General features: G+C 69.6%; 16 protein-coding genes. 3 read left to right on the top strand and 13 right to left on the bottom strand.

Features of this window, described 5'->3' with window-relative positions:
• Both urtB and urtA read right to left on the bottom strand, forming a co-directional pair.
• Entirely contained in the window at positions 1-918 is a 918-nt protein-coding gene (gene urtB / locus AB4851_RS22715) for an urea ABC transporter permease subunit UrtB (RefSeq protein ID WP_414442451.1), read from the bottom strand.
• 82 nt (positions 919-1000) lie between these two features.
• The gene (urtA, locus tag AB4851_RS22710; RefSeq protein ID WP_414442452.1) at positions 1001-2269 is read right to left on the bottom strand and encodes an urea ABC transporter substrate-binding protein; all 1269 of its coding nucleotides are present in this window, start codon (positions 2267-2269) and stop codon (positions 1001-1003) included.
• Positions 2270-2448: 179 nt separating this feature from the next.
• Here urtA and AB4851_RS22705 point away from each other — a divergent pair, with 179 nt between their 5' ends.
• Positions 2449-6036: an ATP-binding protein gene (locus tag AB4851_RS22705; protein WP_414451548.1), complete on the top strand. Its 3588-nt coding sequence runs from the start codon at positions 2449-2451 to the stop codon at positions 6034-6036.
• Positions 6037-6091: 55 nt separating this feature from the next.
• Positions 6092-7096 carry a response regulator gene (locus tag AB4851_RS22700; protein ID WP_414451919.1) on the top strand — a complete coding sequence of 335 codons (1005 nt, stop codon included), beginning with the start codon at positions 6092-6094 and terminating at the stop codon, positions 7094-7096.
• A 24-nt stretch (positions 7097-7120) separates the two neighbouring features.
• Here AB4851_RS22700 and AB4851_RS22695 read toward each other — a convergent pair whose 3' ends face one another.
• The 7 genes from AB4851_RS22695 to AB4851_RS22665 all read right to left on the bottom strand — a co-directional run bounded on the left by AB4851_RS22695 (position 7121) and on the right by AB4851_RS22665 (position 15221).
• Entirely contained in the window at positions 7121-7975 is an 855-nt protein-coding gene (locus AB4851_RS22695) for a glycoside hydrolase family 16 protein (RefSeq protein ID WP_414451547.1), read from the bottom strand.
• On the bottom strand, positions 7972-9174 hold the full coding sequence (locus AB4851_RS22690; protein WP_414451546.1) for a glycosyltransferase: 1203 nt from the start codon (positions 9172-9174) through the stop codon (positions 7972-7974). The genes AB4851_RS22695 and AB4851_RS22690 overlap by 4 nt, the downstream gene beginning before the upstream one ends.
• 39 nt (positions 9175-9213) lie before the next feature.
• Positions 9214-10146, bottom strand: coding sequence for a glycosyltransferase family 2 protein (locus AB4851_RS22685; RefSeq protein WP_414451545.1), 933 nt, complete (start codon positions 10144-10146; stop codon positions 9214-9216).
• Positions 10147-10213: 67 nt separating this feature from the next.
• The gene (locus tag AB4851_RS22680) at positions 10214-11254 is read right to left on the bottom strand and encodes a glycosyltransferase family 2 protein (RefSeq protein ID WP_414451918.1); all 1041 of its coding nucleotides are present in this window, start codon (positions 11252-11254) and stop codon (positions 10214-10216) included.
• Between the two features lie 88 nt (positions 11255-11342).
• Positions 11343-12626: a polysaccharide biosynthesis C-terminal domain-containing protein gene (locus tag AB4851_RS22675; protein ID WP_414451544.1), complete on the bottom strand. Its 1284-nt coding sequence runs from the start codon at positions 12624-12626 to the stop codon at positions 11343-11345.
• On the bottom strand, positions 12623-14104 hold the full coding sequence (locus AB4851_RS22670) for a hypothetical protein (protein WP_414451543.1): 1482 nt from the start codon (positions 14102-14104) through the stop codon (positions 12623-12625). The genes AB4851_RS22675 and AB4851_RS22670 overlap by 4 nt, the downstream gene beginning before the upstream one ends.
• A 40-nt stretch (positions 14105-14144) precedes the next feature.
• Positions 14145-15221 (bottom strand): glycosyltransferase family 4 protein, encoded by a 1077-nt coding sequence (locus AB4851_RS22665; protein WP_414451542.1) that lies wholly within the window; start codon positions 15219-15221, stop codon positions 14145-14147.
• A 541-nt stretch (positions 15222-15762) separates the two neighbouring features.
• Between AB4851_RS22665 and AB4851_RS22660 the strand changes: the two genes are divergently transcribed.
• Positions 15763-17028 carry a glycosyltransferase gene (locus tag AB4851_RS22660; protein ID WP_414451541.1) on the top strand — a complete coding sequence of 422 codons (1266 nt, stop codon included), beginning with the start codon at positions 15763-15765 and terminating at the stop codon, positions 17026-17028.
• Positions 17029-17066: 38 nt separating this feature from the next.
• On the opposite strand, the gene AB4851_RS22655 is transcribed toward AB4851_RS22660, so the two are convergent.
• Genes AB4851_RS22655 through AB4851_RS22640 form a run of 4 tightly spaced genes read right to left on the bottom strand, consistent with a single transcriptional unit; the run spans position 17067 to position 22428 of the window.
• Complete coding sequence (locus AB4851_RS22655) at positions 17067-18275, bottom strand: glycosyltransferase family 4 protein (RefSeq protein WP_414451540.1); 1209 nt, start codon at positions 18273-18275, stop codon at positions 17067-17069.
• Positions 18276-18279: 4 nt separating this feature from the next.
• Complete coding sequence (locus AB4851_RS22650; protein WP_414451539.1) at positions 18280-20505, bottom strand: GNVR domain-containing protein; 2226 nt, start codon at positions 20503-20505, stop codon at positions 18280-18282.
• The gene (locus tag AB4851_RS22645; RefSeq protein WP_414451538.1) at positions 20492-21166 is read right to left on the bottom strand and encodes a hypothetical protein; all 675 of its coding nucleotides are present in this window, start codon (positions 21164-21166) and stop codon (positions 20492-20494) included. The genes AB4851_RS22650 and AB4851_RS22645 overlap by 14 nt, the downstream gene beginning before the upstream one ends.
• Complete coding sequence (locus tag AB4851_RS22640; protein ID WP_414451537.1) at positions 21166-22428, bottom strand: polysaccharide biosynthesis/export family protein; 1263 nt, start codon at positions 22426-22428, stop codon at positions 21166-21168. Before AB4851_RS22640 ends, AB4851_RS22645 begins: the two co-directional genes overlap by 1 nt.
• Between the last annotated feature and the right edge of the window lie 140 nt (positions 22429-22568).

Here is a 22568-nt window from a genome sequence, read left to right as displayed (position 1 = left end):
TCAGGCGCGCCGCACCTTCGAGGCGAACAGGCCTTGCGGGCGCAGCATCAGGATGATCACGACGGTCAGCAGCGTCAGCACGCGCGCCGTCGAGCCGGACAGGAAGAACTCGCTGATCGACTGCATCTGCGCGATGCCGAACGCCGAGGCCACCGTGCCGAGCAGGCTCGCCGCGCCGCCGAACGTCACCACCAGGAACGAATCGACGATGTAGAGCGAACCGCTGGTCGGCCCGGTCGAGCCGATCGCCGTGAACGCCGCCCCGGCCACGCCGGCCACCCCGCAGCCGATCGCGAACGTCATCCGGTCGGTGAGCCGCGTGTTGATGCCGGCGGCGTTCGCCATCGGCCGGTTGGCCACCGTGGCGCGCACCCGCAGGCCCCAGCGCGAGCGGTACAGCGCGAGCAGCAGGCCGCCCGTCATGACCAGCGCCAGCCCCATCACGAACATGCCGCTCACGGGAATGTCGAGGCCCTGCGACGGCTCCCACGAGCCCATCAGCCAGTCGGGCAGTTGCGGGCTGACTTCCTTCGGGCCGAACGTCGAGCGAAACACCTGCTGCATGCCGAGGCTCAGGCCCCAGGTGGCGAGCAGCGTGTCGAGCGGGCGGCGGTACAGATGCCGGATCAGCGCCCATTCGGCCAGCCAGCCGGCCGCGAACGCGATGAAGAAGGCGGCCACGATCGCGATGAAGAAATACACCGGCGTGATCGCGTGCCAGACGTTCTGCGCGAACCACGAGAACAGATAGACGGTGTACGCGCCGATCGTCATGAATTCGCCGTGGGCCATGTTGATCACGCCCATCTGGCCGAAGATCACGGCGAGGCCGAGGCCCATCAGCAGCAGGACGCTGAACAGGCTCAGGCCGGCGAAGCCCTGCATCAGCGTGATATTGAAAATGTCGGTAGCGGACATCGAAAACCTCCTCGCGCGGCGGCCGGGCGGCCGCCGCCATGCGCGTGATACAGCGTGCGGAGCCTTGCGGCCCCGCGTCGGCTTACATGTAGCCCTTCGGGAACGGGTTCGGCTGGATCGGCGCGTCCGATGCCGCCACCACCTTGAACTGGCCGTCCGCCTGGCCTTCGCCGATCAGCGAGCGGCTCCAGAGGTGATGGTTCGGATCGACCTTCGCGTAGCCCTGCGGCGCGTTCTTCAGCTCGATGCCGGCCGAGGCGGCCACCACCTTGTCCACGTCGAAGCTGCCGGCGCGCTCGCAGGCCGCCTTCCAGATCCAAGGCCCGAGGTAGGCCGCCTGCGTGACGTCGCCGATCACCGATTTCTGGCCGTAGCGCGCCTTGAACGCCTGCACGAATTTCTTGTTGTTGTCGTTGTCGAGCGATTCGAAGTACTTCATCGACGAGAAGAAGCCCGCGAAGTTTTCGCCGCCGATGCCGAGCACCTCGTCCTCGGTCACCGACAGCGTCAGCAGGAACTGCTTCTGCGGCGTGATGCCGGCCGCCTTCAGTTGCTTGTAGAACGCCACGTTCGAGCCGCCCACCACGGTCGCGAAGATGCAGTCCGGGCGCGCCAGCTTGATCTTGTTCATCAACGAGTAGAAATCGGTGGTGCCGAGCGGGTAGTACTCCTCGCCCACCACCTTCGCGTGCAGATGCTGCTCGATATGGCGGCGCGCGATCTTGTTCGAGGTGCGCGGCCAGATGTAGTCCGAACCGATCAGGAAGAAGCTCTTGGCCTTCTTGGTGTTCGAGGCCCAGTCGAGCGCCCAGACGATCTGCTGGGTCGCTTCCTGGCCCGTGTAGAACACGTTCTTCGACTGCTCCAGGCCTTCGTAGAAGGTCGGGTAGTACAGCAGGCCGTTGTCCTTCTCGAACACCGGCAGCACCGCCTTGCGCGAGGCCGAGGTCCAGCAGCCGAACACCGCCGCCACGTGGTCGTTTTCCAGCAGCTTCTTCGATTTCTCGGCGAACGTCGGCCAGTCGGACGCGCCGTCCTCCTGAATGATCTGGATCTTGCGGCCGAGCACGCCGCCCATCGCGTTGATCTGCTCGATCGCGAGCCGCTCCGCCTGGATCGAGCCCGTCTCGGAGATCGCCATCGTGCCGGTGGCCGAGTGCAACTGGCCGACCGTCACCGTGGTGTCCGTGACGGCCAGCTTGGTCGTGTTGACCTTGGCGGTCGGCGGGGTCTGCGCGTAACCGGCGCGCGGCAGGCCGAGCGCCATCAGCGGCGCGGCGGCGAGGCCGCCGATCAGGCGCCGGCGCAGCGGCGACGGGGCTTCGTCATCGAATCGATCGTCTACGGACATCACATTCTCCTTGTCGGGTCGCACCGCCGGCGAATCGTGGCCGGCGTGTGAGGCGAAATGTAGGAAGCCAAATAAACGATCGAAATACGTCGATTGACGTATATCCGGGCCCGCGCCTGGAATGTAACTTGCGTGACGCATGCCTCCCGCCACGGACGCACCAACCTGGATCACCCGAGATGGCATCCATGCACCCGAGCGCCGCACCCGCCCCCGAGCACGCGGCGCGACCCAGCACGCAGCGCATCGTCAAGGTGCGGCGCGACTACAACGCCTGGGTCGGCGACGAAACCCTCGAGGATTACGCGCTGCGCTACACCCCGAGTTCGTTCCGGCGCTGGTCGGAATTCCGGGTCGCGAACACCGCGATCGGCGCGGTGTCGTTCCTGGTGCTGGAGGCGATCGGCGGCAGCCTGGTGGTGGATTACGGCTTCACCAACGCGGTGTGCGCGATCGCCGCCGTGTCGGTGCTGATCTGGCTGACCAGCCTGCCGATCAGCTATTACGCGGCGCGCCACGGCGTGGACATGGATCTGCTCACGCGCGGCGCCGGCTTCGGCTATATCGGCTCGACCGTCACCTCGCTGCTGTACGCGAGCTTCACGTTCATCTTCTTCGCGCTGGAGGCGGCGATCATGTCGCTCGCGCTCCAGATGATGTTTCCGATCTCGATCGGGCTCGCCTACGTGGTCAGTTCGCTGGTGGTGATTCCGATCGTGATGTTCGGCATCACGCTGATCAACCGCCTGCAAAGCTGGACCCAGCCGCTGTGGCTGGTGCTGTTCGTGCTGCCGTACGCGGGAGTGCTGTGGCATCACCCGGGGCTGCTGCGCGAATGGTCCACGTTCGCCGGCTTCGCGCACGAGGGCCGCGCGTTCAGCACGATCGCGTTCGGGCAGGCGGCCACCGTGGTGTTCGCGCTGATCGTGCAGGTCGGCGAGCAGGTGGATTACCTGCGCTTCCTGCCGCCGCTCACGCGCAAGAACCGCCGGCGCTGGTGGATCGCGCTGCTGTCGGCCGGCCCCGGCTGGATCGTGCCGGGCGCGCTGAAGATGCTCGGCGGCGCGTTCCTGGCGTTCATCGCGATCCAGCACGAGATCGACGTGGCGCACGCGGTGCAGCCCACCCAGATGTACCTGGTCGCCTATCACCTGCTGCTCGACCCGCTCGGGCTGGCCGCCTGGGCGGTGCCGGCCGCGGTGCTGTTCGTGATCGTCTCGCAGTTGAAGATCAACGTGACCAACGCCTACGCCGGTTCGCTCGCGTGGTCGAACTTCTTCGCGCGGCTCACGCACAGCCACCCGGGGCGCGTGGTGTGGCTGGTGTTCAACGTGCTGATCGCGCTGCTGCTGGTGGAGCTGGGCGTGTTCGACGCGATCGGCAAGGTGCTGTCGATGTACGCGAACGTTGCGATCGCCTGGGTGGGCGCGCTGTTCGCCGACCTGGTGGTCAACAAGCCGCTCGGCTACAGCCCGCGCGACATCGAGTTCAAGCGTGCGCACCTGTACGACATCAACCCGGTGGGCGTGGGCGCGATGGCGATCGCCGCCGTCACGGCGATGCTGGCGCACGGCGGCGCGTTCGGCGAGCTGGCGCAGGCGATGTCGCCGTTCATCGCGCTGGGCGTGGCGTTCGTCTGCGCGCCGGCCATCGCGATCCTCACGCGCGGGCGCTACTACCTCGCGCGCCAGGCCGAACCGGGGCCGCCTGGGCCGCCTGGGCCACCCGGGTCACCTGCGGCGCTGCGGCGCTGCGCGATCTGCGAAAACGAATTCGAGCACGAGGACACCGCGTACTGCCCGGCCTACGGCGGCACCATCTGCTCGCTGTGCTGCTCGCTCGATGCGCGCTGCAACGACCGCTGCAAGCCGCACGCACGGATCGCCTCGCAACTCGATCGCGCGCTGCACCGGCTGTTCCCGAACGCGCGGCTCGGCGTGGCCGGCGTGCGGCTCGCGCATTACCTCGGCCTGGTGCTGGCGATGCTGATGCTGCTCGCCACGGTGCTGTACCTGATCTGGTCGCAGAGCGCCGACACGCTCGCGGTGCCCGGCTCGCCGGCCTGGCGCGAGGTGGCCGGCAGCTACGTGAAGGTGTTCGTGGCGCTGTCGCTGATCGGCTGCATCGCCGCGTGGTGGCTGGTGCTGGAACGCGAGAGCCGGCGCGTCACGCAGGAGGAATCGCAGCGCCAGACCGAACTGCTGATGCACGAGATCGACGCGCACCAGAAAACCGACGCCGCGCTCAAGCGCGCCCGCGCCGCCGCCGAATCGGCCAACAGCGCGAAAAGCCGCTACGTGACGGGCTTGAGCCACGAGTTGCGCACGCCGCTGAACAGCATCCTCGGCTATGCGCAACTGCTGCTGCAGGGGCGCGACGACATTCCGCCCGCGCGGCTCAACGCGATCCGCACCATCCACCGCAGCGGCGAGCACCTGCTGGCGCTGGTCGACGGCCTGCTCGACGTGGCGCGCATCGAGGCCGGCAAGCTGCAACTGAACGTCACGCCGATCGCGCTGCCCGAATTCCTCGCGCAGATGACGGCGATGCTGCGCCCGCAGGCGGTGGAGAAGGCGATCGATTTCGTGGTGCAGCCGGCCGGCCGGCTGCCGGCCACCGTCAAGTCGGACCAGAAGTGCCTGAGCCAGATTTTGACGAACCTGATCGGCAACGCGATCCGCTTCACGCAGGCGGGCGGCGTGACGCTGCGCGTCGGCCACGCGCTCGACACGCTGACGTTCGAGGTGATCGACACCGGCCCCGGCATTCCGGCCGACGAGATGGAGCGGCTGTTCCTGCCGTTCGAGCGCGGCGAGGCGGCCAGCGCGCACGATCACGGCGCCGGGCTCGGGCTGACCATCTGCAAGCTGCTCACGCATGCGCTGGGCGGCAGCCTCGAGGTCGACAGCGAAGTCGGGCGCGGCACCCGCTTCGTCGTCAAGGTGTACGCGCCGACCGTGCGCACCGCCGTGCCGGCGCGCATCGAGCTGGCCGACATTCGCGGCTATCGCGGCACGCGGCGCACGCTGCTGATTGTCGACGACCTGCCCGACCAGCGCGCGATCGTCGTGCAGATGCTCGCGCCGCTCGGCTTCGAGATCGTCGAGGCGGGCAGCGGCATCGACGCGCTGCGCTGGCTCGGCACCAACGCGGCCGATGCGATCCTGATGGATATCTCGATGCCCGACATGGACGGCTACGAGACCAGCCGGTTGATCCGCGAGCGGCGGATTTCCTCGGCGCCGATCATGCTGCTGTCGGCCAATGCGTTCGCCGACGACCGCGAGCGCGCGATCGCGATCGGCTGCGACGACTATCTGGTCAAGCCGGTGCAGGTGCCGGTGCTGCTCGACAAGCTCGCGGCGCTGCTGCGGATTGAATGGGAGCGCGCCGATGCTGCGGCGGCAACGTCCGAAGCGAGCCGCGAGGCCGCGCCGGACGATGCGGCCTCGCCCGTTTCGATGGCTGCCGCGACGGGTGCCGCGGCGACCGTCGGCGGCGCGTCACCGTCGCCCTCGTCGTCGACACCGGCCGCGACGGCCGCGCCGACCGAACCACCCCGCCTGCCGCGTTCGATGCACGCGCAACTCCGCGCGCTGCTCGACGTCGGCTACGTCGAAGGCCTGATCGAAGCGCTCGACGCTGCCGTGGCCCGCCGCCCGGCGCTGGCCGCCCCGCTCGCCGCGCTGCGCGCGCGGGCCGAACTGTTCCAACTGAAGGAGTTCGAGCATGAGCTTGACCGCCTGCCGCTCGGCGCCGATGACTGACGCCGCGCGCCCACTGCCCGACGCCGCCCTGCCCGGCGTGCTCGGCAATCGCCCCGTGGTGCTGATCGTCGACGACACGCCCGACAACCTCGCGCTGCTGTCCGACACGCTGCGCGCCGACGGCTACGCGGTGCTGGTCGCCCTGAGCGGCGACGACGCGCTGAAGTGCCTGGCGCGCGTCACGCCCGACGTGGTGCTGCTCGACGCGATGATGCCGGGGCTCGACGGCTTCGAAACCTGCCGGCGCCTCAAGCTCGACGCGCGCCACGCGCATCTGCCGGTGATCTTCATGACCGCGCTGGCCGAAAGCGAGCACGTGGTGCAGGGCTTTCGGGTGGGCGGCATCGATTACGTGACCAAGCCGGTGCGGCCCGAGGAGGTGTGCGCGCGGATCGCCGCGCATGTGCAGCGCTCGCGCGCGCAGCGCTACGCCGACACGGTGCTCGAACTCGATGCGCGCGCGGCCGTGATCGTCGATGGCGGCGGCGCGATCCGCTGGCAGTCGGCGCAGGCGGCTGCGCGGCTGGATGGGTATCGCGGGCTTGGGGGCGACGGCAATAGCGGCAGAAATGGCGGCGGCGGTAGCGGCGACGGCAACGGCGGCAGCACTAGCGGCGACCACAACGATCGCGACAGTGCGATCGCACAAGGCACGACGACCGGCAGGCGAACCCTGCCGCCCGAGCTGCATCGCTGGTTCGCCGAATGGCTCGAACAGGGCTGCCCCGACGAGGCCGCGCACGAGACGGCCGACGGCGCGGTGCGCCGCTCGGCGCGCGTGACCGGCACGCCGGCACAGGGCGAATGGGTGATCGTGCTGGAGGCGTCCGACGACGGCGCGCAGGTCGCCGCGCTGATCGAGCGCTTCGGCCTGACCGTGCGCGAGGCGGAAGTGCTGCTGTGGGTGTCGCGCGGGAAGACCAATCGCGACATCGGCGACATCCTCGACATGGCCGCGCGCACCGTCAACAAGCACCTGGAGCACCTGTTCCGCAAGCTCCACGTCGAAACACGCTCGGCCGCCGCCGCGCTGGCCGTCAAGGCGGCAGGCCGTGGTTAGTGGTTAGCGGTTAGCGCATAGCACTCAGCCGGGCGCCCCCGTGCAACTCGCCGCCGTCGCGTCGCCGGCCGGCGCGGCATAGATGCGCACCGCCTTCACCGCCAGCACCGACGGGTTCGGCGTGTCCTTGATCGGAAAGCCCGAACCGAGCGCCAGATCGACCAACGGAAACAGCGGCAGCCGGTGCTCGGGCGGCGTGGACTGCCGCCACATGGGCCGACGGTCCAGATAGAACGTGATGTCCTCGGGCGTGACGCGCACGCCGTAATCGTGGAAGCCCGCCTCCAGCGCGCCGGGCGGCACCGGAATCGACCGCGAGCGGTGGCGCGATTTCGCCTTGTCTGCGCCGTCGTACCAGACATGCACGGCCGACTGATACGCGGTGTCGTCGTGGCCGTAGTATTCGACCGCGTCGATCTCGATGCCCGGCGAGCGGTCGCTGGCCGCCTTCAGCGTACTGAGCCAGAACGCAGGCCAAGTGCCCGGCCCGGTCGGCATCCGCAGGCTCGCCTCGAAATAGCCGTAGCGCACGCCGCTGCCCTTGCCGCCGGCGTCGGCCGCCGCGATCAGGCCCGACGTCCACTTGCCGTCGGCCGCGCGGCGCGCCGTGATCGCCAATCCATTGCTCGATACCGAGAACGGGCCGTTCGGGCCGGGGTCGGCGAACGCCGCGTCGCCGAAATCGCCGTTCCATGGCGTATGCGCGGTCCAGCGCGCGTCGCCGAGCGTGCGCGAGGCGATGCGGAAATCGGCGAACGTCTCGTCGAACACCAGGTTGTAGCCGCACAGATCGAGCCGGTCGGCGTCGAGCGGCGTCCTGGCGTTCACATGCGAGGTTGCAAGCGCGAGGCACAGCGCCAGCCCGGCCGCGCGCCTCATGCGCCGCGCCCCAGCAACTGCTCGCTGAGGCGCACATGCGCGCGCACGTAATGCTGCGCGCCGAGGTCGCCCTGCTCGCCCATGCGCCGCTGCGCGCGCGCGGCGCGAGCGATCGACGCGGCCGGAGCACGCGCCACCTCGACGATCGCCGCGCGCAGCGCCGGCGCGTCGCCTGCCGGCACGTAGCGCACCTCGTCACGCGTGAAATACGCCGACAGGCCGCCCACGTCGCTCGCGATCACCGGCAGCCCCGACAGTACGGCCTCCTGAACGACCGTGATGCCGCTCGCGTGCAGGTTCGGCCGCAGCGGCACGCACACCAGCGTCGCGTCGGCGAACGCGGCCTCCAGCTCCGCGTTGCTGCGCGCGAGCCGGATCTCGACGTTGGCCGCGCCGCGCGCGAGCCCGGCCGGCACGCTGCCCGACAGGATCGTCAACGCGATGCCCTCGACGTTGCGCACCGCCTCGATCAGCGTGGCCCAGTCGCGATGCCGATCGTTGCCGAGCGCCAGCACGCGGATCGTGTCGCGCGGCGCGCAACGCGGCGCCTGCCGCCGCTCGGACGGAATGCCGAAGCGAACCAGCTCCGTGCGCGCGGCCGGAAACAGCCGCCGCGCGATCGCGAGGTTGTCGGGCGAATGGAACGTCAGCACGTCGACGCGCCCGATCAAGCGCCGGAACAGCAGCTTGTGCGGCCACCACAGCGCGCGCCAGCGGTCGATCAGCCAGACCGACTGGCCGATCACCCGCACCCGCTTGCCGATCAGCAGGCCCACCGCCGCCACCGCCAGATACTGCGATTCGGTGTGGGTCCAGACCACGTCGGCCGTGCGGATCGCATCGCGATTGCGCCAGGCGTGAACCAGGTCGAAACCGGTCGCGGCGCGCACGGCCAGCCGCAGCCACTTCGCCACGGCCGGCTCGGGCGCCGAGCGCGAGAACGCCACGCGGCACTGCATCGCGTCGGCGCGGCCATAGCCGTACGGCGTGGCGTCGTTCAGGCCCACCAGCCGGCCGGCCTCGCGGCTGCGGCGCCATTGTTCGGCATCCTTGTCGATCGCCAGATGCGCGAACACCTGCAACGGGCGCGGGCGTCCGGCGCGAGCGGCATCGGCCGAAGCCGCGGGCGCGGGCATGAGCGCCGCATCATCGAACGTGTCGAGTGCATCGAGATCGATCAGTTCACGGTAAGTGGACATGGCATGCGGCTCCGAAAAAAGATGAGGCGAATGCGACGCTCACTTCGCGCCGATATGCAGCACGCGCAGCGGATGGATCTTGCCGCGCACCACGTCCCAGAAGCCGATCACGTTGCCGTGCAAGCGCCCCGGATAGTCGATGAACGGAAAGCGCAGCAGGCTCTTGACCACGTTCGCGCTGACGTTGCGCACGATGAAGCGCATCGCCACGCGGCGGCTCATGGTGCCCTTGTGATAGAGGTACAGCGGGTTGGCGATCTGCGAGTAGCCCATCCGCACGCCCGAGGTGCGGCCGCGCTTGCTGCCCAGGTGCACGCCCACGCAGCGCGGGTCGTACACCACCTTGCCGAGATGGCGGATCACGCCGGTGAAATCGCGATCCTCCTGCCACGCGTAGAGCGGCAGGTTTTCATCGAAGCGGAACGAGCGCTGCGCCCGGCCGGTGATCGCCATGTTGCAGCCGTACACCGATTGCATCTCGCGCTGCGCATCGCCCGACGCCCAATGCGGCTGCGGCGGCAGCGCGCCGCTCAGGTGCGCGAGCGCCTGCTGCTCGCTCAGGCCCGCGCCCATGATGCCGTCGGCCAGCACGCGGCCGGTCAGCGCGACGATCGCGCGATCTTCCTCGAACACCTGCTCGCAGCGCACCGCCCAATCGGCGGCCGGGCGGTAATCGTCGTCGAAGAACACCACGAACCAGTCGTTGTCGCCGGGCGTGGCGGCGTCGATCTCGCCCAGCAGGCGCGCGACGCCGTGGTTGCGCTGGCGCGTCAGGCCGGCGGTGGGCGCCAGATCGATCACGAGCCGCGTGCGGGCGGCCAGCGCGTGGGCCTGCAGGCCCGCCACGTCCGACGGCTCCGCGCCCACCACATAGACCGCGTCGAGCGGCACTGTCTGCGCATCGAGCAGCGTCAGCAGCGTGCGGCATTCGTCGGCCCGCCCCTTGGTCGCCACGATCACGTATTTCTTCATGTTTGCTCCCCCTCGAATCGTTCGTATCCATCCGCCTGATTTTTTGCCTGCTCGTCCGCATGCCGCCTCATGCCGCCGGGCCGCCGCCCGCCTGGAACCGCCGCCGCAGCAACGGGTTCGCGATGAAGCGCAGCATGTGATCGGACAGCCGCCGCCCCGGCACGAAGCAGCACAGGCTGATCGCGACCAGCGCCGCCTTCTTGCGCCAGTTCCAGTACGGGTTCGTCACGATCGAGCGGAAATAGCGCGGCGAGCCGAGCGCGAGCCAGCGCATGCGCGACGCGAACGGCCGCCCGTACAGCTCCGCGACGAACACCGATTTGGTGTACGAAAAATCCATCAGGTCGGCCGGCAGCGCCACGCCGAGCCGGTTCGCGGCCAGCGTCGACAGCAGCCGCCAGCGCTCGCGAAACTCTTGCGGCGTGTCCTTCCACTTCGCGGCGTTGGCGAACGAGATGTCGCGCGACTTGTCGGTGCGCAGGTTCGGCGCATGCGCGCGATAGCCGCCCAGCGCGTGATCGATCGCCCCCACCTGGCCCGTCAGCGCGATGCCGTAGATCGCGTAGAAATCCGCGCCGTACTTGCTGTCCATCGGCTCGCGAATCGGATAGATGCGCTTCAGGTTCGCGACGCGATAGGCATTGCCCGAGGCGGGTGGCGACGGATACAGCCAGCCCTTGCGCAGCGACGGCCCGCAATCGCGCGGCGGCCGCGAGTTCGGAATCTGGCTGCCGGTCGCCACGCCGCCGCTCGAAAAGATGTCGAGCCGGTATTGCACCTTCGCCACACGCGGGTCGGCAAAGCCGGCCGCCACTTCGGCCACGGCTTCGGGGTACAGAAAATCGTCGGCGTCGAGAAAGATCACGACCTCGGTGTCGAGCAGCTCGACCGCCGCGTTGTAAGCCGATACCTGCCCGCCGTTCTCCTTCAGGCGCAGGTCCACGGCCGCGCCGTAGGCGCGCAGGATCGCCACCGAATCGTCGGTCGAGCCGTCGTCGATCACCAGCACGCGCGCGGGCGGCACGCTTTGCGCGAGCGCCGAATCGACGGCTTGCCCGATGAACCGGCCATAGTTGTAGTTGCAGATCACCACCGTTACCGAAGGCAGGCTCACCGGTTTCTCCCAAGTTGCGATCAAAGTCGCATCAACGTTGCAATCAAAGTTGCGATACCGATCGGACGCGGCATGGCGCGCCTCACGTGCCCGCCGGCGAGCCGGCGCAGCGCCGCGCGCCGACGATTTCCGCCACCAGCCCGGCGCGCCACACGCCCACCAGCAGCACGCCGAGCATGGTCAGTTCGCCGAGCAACCGCGCCACCGCCATGCCCATCGCGCCCCAGTGCGTGGCGAGCGGCACCGCGCAGGCCAGGTTGACGATCGCGCTGATCACGCCGCTGCGCGCGAGCAGGCCTTCGCGCTTGCGCGGAATCAGGAAGTACATGCCGAGCACCTGGGTGCAGACGCTCACCGGCAGCACGAACGCCAGCAGTTGCAGCACCGGCACCGCGTGCGCGAAGCCCGCGCCGAAGATGAACGGCACGACCCGGCCGGCCGCGAACACCGTCACGAGCGTGGCCAGCGTCGCGCCGCCGAAGAAGAACGCGAAGATGCGCCGCGCCAGCAGGTTGGCGCGCTGCGCGTCGCGGCCCACCAGGAACGTGACCTTCGGCACCAGGATCTGCGCGGCCGGCCCCATCAGGCTCAGGCCCGCGCCGATCAGCCGCTCGGCCACGCCGAACGCGCCCACCTCGGCGGCCGGCGCGAGCAGCGACAGCACGTAGGTCGAGGCGCCGATCAGCAGCACCGAGGTGCCGCCGTAAATGAAGATCACCGTGGATTGACGAATCAGCCCGAGCGCGTCGCGCAGACTCGACAGCAGCCCCGAGAATTCGCGGCGCACGGCCCAGTACGCCAAGCCCAGTTGCACGACGCTCGACACGAGCAGCAGCGGGAACACGAACTTCAGATCGCCGGGCCGGTGGATAAAGCAGAAGATCATCGACAGCGACAGCACGAAGCCCACCACCTCGATCGCCACGCTCTTCTTGGCGCGCCCGGTGCTGGCGAAATACCAGCCGAGGTTGAACGCCGCGACCAGCCCCATCGCCACCACCGGCACGCCGATGCCCGGCACGCGCGCGAAGATCGCCGATTGAGTGGCCGCGATCGCGCCGACGATCGCGCCGGGCACGCACAGCACCAGCCGCGCGCTGAACTGGCGGCGCAGGATCGCCGCCCGTTCGGCGTCGGTCTGGGTATGCACGGTGTCGCGCGCGCCGACCGTCGAGAAGCCGTAGTTGACGAACAGCCAGATCGAATTCGACAGCGACATGCCGGCCAGGATCACCGCGTAGCCGCCCGCGCCGAGCGTGCGCCCGTAGTACGGCAGCAGGAACAGCGGATACAGGTAGCGCGAGACGTACGACAGATAGACCGCGAACAGTTCGAAGCTCGACAGCGTCGGCTTGATGCGATTCATGGGCGGCCTCCGGTGCGTGAAGCGGCGTGGCGCATCGCGCCCGGGCGCGGCGCCTTTCGCCACGCCGCGCGCCAGCCCGCCAGCCCCGCTGCGCGCCGCCGTTCGCGCGCGCCGGCCGGCGCACGGCGGTTGACGGTCGCGAACGCCACCGCCGCAAACAGGTAGAAGCACGGGCCGAGATCGAACACGGCGGCCGAGATCGTCGCGCCGATCAGGTTCGCGAACATCGCCTGACGCGCCGCGAAGCTGACGGCGGCGTCGCCGCGCGTGGTCGGCGAGGTGGGCGTGCGCGCCAGCGTGCGCAGCATGAACACGCCGTAAATCAGGAATCCGAACGCCCCGAGATTGCCGAGCAGCACCAGCGGAAAGCTCGATGCGCGCGCGCTGCCGAGGCCGACGCCGAGGCCGTGGGTATCGATCAGGTTGACCAGCGACTGCATGTTCCAGGCACCGCGCTCGACGCCCGAATCGGTGTTCATCTTGTCGAACAGCGCACCCGACAGCAGGTCGGACACGGTCTGGATCAGCGGCGAATCGATCGCGGCCAGCACGCCGCCGAGCAGCACCAGGCCGGCTGCGGCCAGCGCGATCAGCAGGCGCTTGCGGCCCCGGCTCGCCGGGTCGATCGTGTGCCCCCGGCTCGCGATGAACACGATCAGGTAGCCGGCCAGGCCCGCGTAGGCCGTGGTCGAGGTCGACAGCATCAGCAGCGCCAACGTTGCGAACGCGAGCGCGCCACTCAGCACGCGCCGATAGCCGAACAGCCAGAGGCTCGATGAAAACGCGAACAGCGGCAGCGAGAACGCCGAGAACGCCGAGGTTTCGGTGAATGTGCCGCTGATGCGGCGCAGGCCTTCGACCTCGGCGCCGTCGAGGATCGCGTACTGCGCCGTCTTGATTTCGGACAGCACGTCGAGGCCGAGCAAGCCCGAGGCCAGATCGATCAGCGCAGCCACCACGTTCAGCGCGGTCAGCGCGAGGATCGCATCGGCGAACACGCGGCTTGCGTCGCGCCGGCGCAGATACACCGACGCCGCCACGTACAGCACGAACTCGCCGATCAGATAGACCGATTGCGACAGGTTGCCCGACACGGGCGCGAGCGGCGTCAGCGCGAGCCGGCCGCCCGATGCATCGGCGCGGTCGATCGCGAACACGAAGCTGTCGCCCTGCAGCACGCGCGGCAACAGCACGGCGCTCGCGCAGCCGAACACGGTCAGCACGCCGAGCCAGAACGCCGGCGACGCGGGCGTCAGTTCGCGCAGGAAGGCCGGTACGTCCTCGCGCAGCAGCGCACGGCCCGCGAAGAACAGCAGGAACAGGTTGGCCGGCAGGATGCCGGTGCCGCCGATCGACAGCGCCTCGGTCGCGCCGAACAACGTGCAGCAGGCCATCAAGGCCACGCCCCAGCGGAACGGCAGCGCGAAGCTCGCCACGCCCAGCACCGCGACGATCAGGCCGAATACGCTGATCTCCATGGCTAGGCCGCCGTATGCGCGAGAATGCGCCGCGCTACGTTCAAGCCATGCATGGCCGGATCTCCGCGAGCAGTTGCACCGCGCTCGCGCGCCAGGTCAGTTCGGCCGCGCGCGCCAGGCCGCGTGCGCGCATCGCGTCGCGTTCGGCCGCATCGCCCGACACGCGCAGCAGGGCCGCCGCCAGCGCGGCCGGATCGTCGGGCGACACGTAGATCGCAGCGTCGCCGCACGCCTCGCGCACGGCCGGCAGGTCGGCCACCACGATCGGGCAGCCGAGCGTCATCGCCTCGACGGGCGGCAGGCCGAAGCCTTCGTAGCGGGACGGATGGACGAAGCACAGCGCGTGACGAAACAGCGTCTTCAGCTCGGCGTCGGACACGAAGCCCACATGCCTGACGTAATCGGGCAGCGGCTGCGCGCCGCTGCCGTAGACGGCCGGATCGGTGCCGCCGGCCACCACCACGTCGAAGCGGGCCTCGCCGATGTGCCGCAGCGCGTCGATCACGAGCCGGAAATTCTTGTGGCGGTTCAGGCTGCTGACCGCCAGCACGAACGGCCGCGCGCCGATGCCGTGGCGCGACAGGATCGTTTCGTCCTCCTCATGACGCAGCATGTGCTCGCCGCTCTCGGAGATCACGCCGATCTTGCCGCCCGGGATGCGATACGCGTCGATCAGCTCGCCGCGCGAGAAGCGCGACACCGTCACGATGCGCCGCGCCGCGCGCCCCACGCACGGCGCCATCACGCGATACCACGAGCGGAACGCGCGGCTGTAGCTGTCGGGCACGCGCACCGGCGCGGCATCGTGGATCACGGTGATCTGGTTGCGCATGAACAGCGGCGCGGAGTTGCACAGGTTCAGCAACAGGCTGCCGCGCGCGGCGCCGGGCAACGCCCATTGCTCCCACGCCTGGCCGCGCCGGCCCTGTACCGTGCGCATCGGAATCCGCCCGAACGGATTGGCGATCGCGTAGGGGCCATCGGGCACCAGCAGCTCGAGATCGAGCCCGGCCACCGACGGATCGCGCTCGGCGATCAGCGTGTCGATGCTGCGCATGATCTCGAACGCGAAGCGATCGACGCCCGTGGCGGGACGGAACAGGAATCGCCCGTTCACCGCAATCTTTCGCACCCCGTTCGATGGTCGCATCGTGTTGGTCTGGTCCGTTCTTGATGTTCTGATTGTTCCGATTGTTCCGATCGGGCGGCGCGGCCGGCCCATGCCGCATGCCGCACGCCCTCGGCTGCTTCGATTCACGGATGGCGTCGGCCGTCACGAGCCGGGCCGGTCGGCACCGGCTCCGCGATCGACACCGCTGCGCGGGCATTCCCCGACCCGCCGACACGGCCTGCCTATACAGCAGGTATCGTGCCAATCGCATCGCGCGGCGTCGCGTGTGTTGCGACGCGCCAAAACGGCCTGATTTCAAGGGGTTTCGCGCTCAAGGCCGCGTGCGCGATGCGGGTCTCGTGCGGATGTTCCCGATCGTTACGTAACCGTTGCCGGCTCGCGTTACGTAACGAGCCGCCGCGCGCGGCGCACCTGCGCCCGGCACCGCGCCGCACGTCAAACGATTGCGCTTATTGCGCCGCAATAGCTTTGGCCGACTGCCGGTGTACTCGGCCGCGCCATCGCTCGATGGTTCCGCTCGATGCGAATGAACGGCACGCATGTTGCTTGGCTTCACGGCATCACGACCTTGCCGCCCACGATGCCGAACCCCGCCGCCCCGCTGTTCTCCCGCCTCAAGCGTCACGCCGCCACCGGGCTCGCGACGATGCAGGCGGCGCTGCTGCGCGCGCGCCGCCGCCGTGCCGCCGCGCATCCGGTCGGCACCATCAAGATCGTGGCGCAGTTCGGGCTGACCAACGGCATCGTCAACGGCGCGCGCTATCAGGCGCAGACGCTGCGCCGGCTCGGCTACGCGGTCGAACTGGTGGACGTGACGGCGGCCGTCAAGCGGCCGTGGCGCAAGCTCGCCGCCACGCCGGGTGGCCTGTTCATCGTGCATTGCGGCGGCCCCGAGCTGCCGCTGCTCGCGTGGCCGCTGCGCGACGTGCTGGCGAGCGGCCGCACCATCGGCTATTTCGCGTGGGAATCGGCGCTGCCGCCGCAAGGCTGGCAGCGCGCCGCGCCGCTCGTCGACGAGGTCTGGACGCCCAGCCCGTTCGCCGCCGAGGCGCTCGCGCCGGTGTTCGCGGTGCCGGTGGTGGTCGCGCCGCATGTGGTGGACCCGCGCGGCACGCCGCGCCGCTGGCGGCGCAACGAAGGCCCGCTCACGTTCCTGACGATGGCCGACGCGCGATCGAGCCTCGCGCGCAAGAATCCGCTCGGTGCGATCGCCGCGTTTCGCGCGGCGTTTCCGCACGAGCGCGACGTGAGGCTGATCGTCAAGCTCAAGCTGCATGGCGCGCCCGGCGAACTCGAACGGCTGCGCGAGGCCGTCGGCGGCGACCCGCGCATCGAACTGCTGACCGGCGTGCTGTCGCGCGAGGATGTGGAGGCGCTGTTCAGCGCGGCGCATGTGTTCGTCTCGCTGCATCGCGCGGAAGGCTTCGGCCTGCCGCTGCTGGAGGCGATGGGGCTGGGGCTGGCCGCCGTCGCGACCGGCTGGTCCGGCAACCTGGTGTTCATGAACGCGGGCAACAGCCTGCTGGTCGAGCACACGGTGCGCGTCGGGCAGGACGAAGGCGGCGTCTACGGCACGGTGGCCTGGGCCGATCCCGATCTCGCGCACGCCGCCGCGCAGTTGCACCGGCTCCACGACGATCCCGATTTCCTGCATTGCCTGATCGAAACCGGCTGGCGCGATTGCCGCACCGACGCGCAGTTGCAGCGCTTTCGCGCGGGCGTCGCCTCGAGCCGGCTGCTGCCGGTTTGCGCGGTGCGCGAGGCCGAAGGAGGCGCGGCGGCAGCGGCGTAACGTTCGCGTCGAAGTACCTTCGAAACGCCCTCGCCACATCAAGCCATCTGCTTCGCCCTCGCCCCGGCCGTCCGCGCCACCACCTCCGCGAACTCGCGCCGGAACCGCTCGGCCCCGAAGCGCTGCGCATTCGCGCGGCACGCCACCGGATCGAAAGGCCCCATCGTCTCGAAGCGCTCCACGGCCGCCACGATGGCATCGACGCTCTGCTCGCGAAAGAACACCCCGGTGCGCCGCAGCGGATCGTCGGCCTCGACCACCGTTTCGAGCGCGCCGCCGCGCCCGTAGGCGATCACCGGCGTGCCGCAGGCCTGCGCCTCGACCGGCGCGATGCCGAAATCCTCCTCGGCCGCGAACACGAACGCGCGGGCGCGCTGCATGTAGCTGACCAGCACATCGTTGGGCTGATAGCCGAGCAGCGTCACGTTCGGCGCGTCGATCGCCTGCACCTTGGCGAGATCGGGGCCGTCGCCGATCACCACCAGCCGCCGGCCCGGCATCTTCGCGAACGCCTCGACGATCAGCGGCAGCCGCTTGTACGGCACCATCCGCGAGGCCGTGAAGTAGAACGATTCCTTGTCCGTGCGCAGGCTGAAGCGGTCGATGTCGACCGGCGGATAGACCACCCTGGCCGCGTAGCCGTAGGCCTTGCGGATGCGCCGCGCAATGAAGCCCGAGTTCGCGACGAACGCATCCACGCCGTGCGCCGTGCGCTGATCCCAGATCCGCATGTAGTGCAGCAGCGCGCGCGCGAGCCAGCTCTTCGGGCCGGACGTCAGGCCCGATTCGGCCAGATAGCGATGCTGCAGATCCCATGCATAGCGGATCGGCGAATGCACGTAGCTGACATGCAGTTGATCCGGCCCGGTCAGGATGCCCTTGGCGACCGCGTGGCTCGACGAGATCACCAGGTCGTAGCCCGACACGTCGAGCTGCTCGATCGCGAGCGGCATCAGCGGCAGGTACGCGCGATAGCGCTTGCGCGCCCACGGCAGGCGCTGGATGAACGAGGTGCGCGCGCGCTTGCCGTGCAGCGTGCGGCGATCCTCGTCGGACAGGAAATCGACCACCGCGAACAGGTCGGCGTCGGGCCAGATCGACAGGATCTGCTCCAGCACCTTCTCGGAACCGGCGTAGGTGGTCAGCCATTCGTGCACCACGGCCACCCGGCCGAAGCTCGGCGGCGGCAGCGGCGCCGCCGCCGGTTCGGGCGGCAACAGCGCGTCGTTCGGGATCGTCCAGTTCATCGCATCAGGCCTTGTCGTCGTAGGCGTAATTGGCGCGGGCGTAGCGGTACTGCCCGTATCCGTAGGCGTAGTTGCCGGGGCGCGGCCGCAGGCCGTTGAAGATCAGCCCGCGCGGCGCGATGCCGACCTGCCGCAGCCGGCGCAGCGATTCCTGGATCTCGCCGCGCTTGGTCACGCCCTGGCGCACCACCATGAACGTCACGCCGGCATGGCCGGCCAGTTGCACAGCGTCGGGCACCGGCAGGATCGGGGCGCCGTCGCAGATCACGATGTCGTAGGCCGCGCTCATCGCCGCGAAGATCGCGCGCAGGTCGGCGTCGAACAGCTCGTCGCTGGCGTTCTCCGAATGGCTGCCCGGCGAGATGTAGTCCACGCCCTTGAGCGTCTCGCGGCGAATCACCGCGTCGAGGCCGTGCGTGCCGCGCAGCAGTTCGACGAAGCCCGCGCCGCGCTCGGCCTGAATGATGCGGTTCATGCCGCTGCGGCGCAGGTCGGTATCGACCAGCAGCACGCGCTTGCCCGCGCCGCCGAGCACCGCCGCCAGGTTCAGCGCGATGAACGACTTGCCGATGCCCGGCGTCGGCCCGGTGATGAACACCACCCGGTTGCGCAGGTCGGTCATCGCGAAATCGAGCGCGGTGCGGAAGCTGCGCAAGCTTTCGAGCGCCGGGTCGAGCGCCGCGCGGTTGGCCAGGATCAGGTCGCGCGACGGCTTGTCGGCGGCGCGGCGCAGGCGCGTCAGCGACACCTCCTCGCGGCTGTGCGGGATCGTCGCGTACACCGGCATCGCGGCGAAGCGCTCGACCTCGCCCGGGTCCTCGATCGAATCAAACATGCGGCGCCGCGCGAACGCGATGCCCATGCCGATCATCAGGCCGAGCACCGCCGCGCCGCCGATCACCAGCGCGCGCTTCGGGCGCACCGGCAGCTCGGGCACCGCGGCGGTATCGACCATCCGCACGTTGCCGACCTTGCCGGCCTTCACCAGCCGCAACTGCTCCTGCGTGTTGAGCAGGTTGGTGTACAGCTCGGTGCCCACCTGCACGTCGCGTTGCAGGCGCAGCACTTCCTGCTCGATCGGCGGCAGCGCGCGCGTCTTGCTGTCGATGCCGCCCAGCTCCGCCTGCGCGGTGGCGATCTGCGCATCCACCGCCTTGACGGCCGGGTGATCGGGCATGAAGCGCGCGAGCAGCTCGTCGCGCTTTTGCTGCAGGCCCGTCATGCGCGTCTGCGCATCCACCGAGCGTTGCAGCAGCGCGGTGGATTCCTCGTCGAGATTGAGCGTGCCCTTCTTCGCGCGGTAATCGTTGAAGCGGCTCTCGGCGTGTTCGAGCTGGGTCTTCAGTTCCGGCAACTGCGCGCTGAGGAACTGGATCGAGCGCTCGGCCTCCTCCGACTTGCGCTGCACGTTCTGGCGCACGTACTCGGTGCCGATCGCGTTGAGGACGGCCGAGGTGCGGACCGGATCGGGGCCGTCGAGCGTCACGCCGATCACATCGGACTGCTTGCCTTTTTCGGCGATCTTCAGCGCGTCGCGCAACCGCTCGGTGGTAGCCAGTTGCGAATGGCAGCGCAACACGAATTGCGCGCCGGGCGCGCCGTCGAGCGAGGCGACCGTCAGCGTGACCGGGCCTTGCCGCGTGGCCAGCGTGAGCGGCGCGCCGATCTCGCCTTCGGCCGAGGCATCGCCGAGCGCAAGCCGGTAGCGCTCGCCGGCCAGCCGGGTCAGCGTGAACGCCTTGCCGTGCAGCGCGTCGGGCACCGCGAACGCCGCCACCGAGATCTGCTCGGCGCCGGTCACATAGCCGAACGGCAGCGGCCGCGACACGCCGTCGGCGTGCTCGCCGAGCCAGCGGCCGATCACCGGCAGGTAGCGCGGCTCGGCGTCGATATACAGGTGGAGCTTGTCGACCACGCGGCCCGACACGAGCCGCGAGCGCAGCACCTCGATCTCCGAGGAGGCCTGCGTCTTCACGTCGAACATCGACGAGATATCGCCGAGCATGCTCTTGGTCGAGTTGGTGTTCTCCTCGACCTGGATCAGGATGTCGGAGCGATACACCGGCTCGGCCAGCAGCGCGTAGGCGGTGCCGATCGCGAGCATCCCGGCCGTGATCGCGACGATCAGGCGGCGGTTGTCGTACAGCGCGTCGAGGTAGCTGCCGAAGCTGGACGGCGGCGCGGCGTCGTCGGGCTCCCGGTACGGGAGCGGCGCGTCAAAGTGGTTCATGCAAGGCTCCCTGCGAAACGAACGCGGCGAACGGAGAAGACGCGGCCGAGGCGATGGATGTGGCCGGCGCGGCCTTGGTTGTCGAAACGGGCAGCGCGGATGCGGCCGGCGAAACGGAAGCAATGGAGACAGTCGACGTGCCCGCAGCGAACCTGCCGATCGAACCGGGCGGCGCAGACGCAGCCGGCGAAACAGAGACAGCGCAAGCAACAGCGACGGCGGACGCCGCCCCCGACGGCTGCACCCGCGTCATCCGCCGCGACCAGCGCTCGACGCCGTCCTGCAGGCGCTCCAGCGCCGCCAGATACGCGGCCGGCCCGCGCCGGTACGGATCGGCCACGTCCTCGTCGAGCAGGCGATACACGCGCCCGGTCGCCGTGGGGTAGCGCTGCACGATCGCGCGCCGTTGCCGCTCGCTCATCGTCAGCACCAGCGAGGCGGCTTCGAGCATCCATTGCGCGAGCGACTGCGAACGGTGCTCGCCGATTTCCAGGCCGAGCGCACGCAGGCAATCGACGGCCAGCGGATCGGGCGGCAGGCCCGGCATCGCCTCGACGCCGGCCGACCACACCCGCACGCCGGGCAGCGCGCGCGCGAACAGCGCGGCGGCCATCGGGCTGCGGCAGACATTGGCGGTACACATCACGAGCAAGGTATCCATCAGTACGCGATGCTCCGTCCGGTGGCGAGGGTCTGCGCGCTCGGCAGGAACATGCCGACCACGCGGCTCCAGCGCACCAGCGACGACGCATCGACGAACACCACGTCGTCGGGCCGCAGCGGAAACTCGTTGGCGAGCGCCATCGACACCGGCGAGGTCGCATCGAGATGGAAGATGGTCGGGCTCGTGCCGGTGCGGCTGCGGATCACGTACACCTGGCTCGCATCGGCCGAATACTGGCTCACGCCGCCCGCGTAGCCGAGCGCCTCGCCGAGCGAGAGCCGCCCGTTGTTGAAGTTCAGCGTGGTGGTGTGGCCCACCTCGCCGAGCACGAACACCTTGGTGTCGCTGAGCGGATACACGCGCACCAGATCGCCGTCGCGCAGCAGGATGCGATCGGGGTTGATGCCCTGCGCCACCAGCTTCGGCAGGCTCACGATGGCGGTGGCATCGCCACGCGTGATCGAGATGCGCGCGCGATCGCCCGCCGCCGTCAGGCCGCCCCCGCGGTTGATCGCCTCGGGCAGCGTCATCGGCAGGTCGTTCATGACCTGCAGGCCCGGCAGGCGCACTTCGCCGTCGAGATAGATGCGCCGGCTCCGGTACGCCTGAATCCGCAGCGTGACCTGCGGATCGCGGATGAACTTGCCGAGCCGCGCGCTGACGCGCTCGCGCGCCTCCAGCTCGGTCAGCCCGCCCACCTCCACCGGCCCGATGTAGGCGAACTGCACGCGGCCCGTCGCGTCCACCGTGTAGCCCGACACGATCGCGTTCGAGCCGGTGTTGTCGACGCCGGTGCTCGGGCCTTGCGAGAGCGGCATGTTCAGTTCGGGGTGATCCCACACGACGATCGCGAGCACGTCGCCGGGGCCGAGCGTGTAGGGCGTCGGCTTGGCGAACAGCGCGCTGACGTCGGCCGGGATCGACGGATCGACGCTTGCCTGCACCGTCGCGATCAGGTTGCCGTCGATTTCGACCAGCGAGCCCGAAGGCGGCGCGTCGGTGCCGTTGGCGCCCTTGGCGGCGTTGCTCGCGTCGAGCGTGCCGCCGCCGGCCGGCGCCGCCGCTGCCAGCGCACGATGGCACGAGGCCGGTTGCGCGCCGCCGTTGCCGGCCGGCCCGCAACCGCCGCGAAACGTCATGCCCGGCGCGAACGCGCAGCCGGTGATCAGCGCGCTCGCCGCGCCGAGCGCGACCCACGCCGCCGCGCGACGCGCACCCTGCCGCGCGCCCTGCCGCGTGATGTGCATCGTGATACGCATCGTGGTGAATCGGGGCTCGCGCCGAAGCGCTTTCGCCATTCGTGACAGCAGTGCTATCGTTCGCTTTCCCGTTGCCGTGTCTAACATGGTGTCTGGCCTGGTTGTCGGCGCGCTCGGGCCGATCGCCCGATCGTCCGGTT

It is taken from the genome of Burkholderia sp. 22PA0099 (assembly GCF_047497165.1).
Lineage (GTDB): Bacteria > Pseudomonadota > Gammaproteobacteria > Burkholderiales > Burkholderiaceae > Burkholderia.
This window is presented reverse-complemented; position numbering and strand designations above follow the sequence as displayed.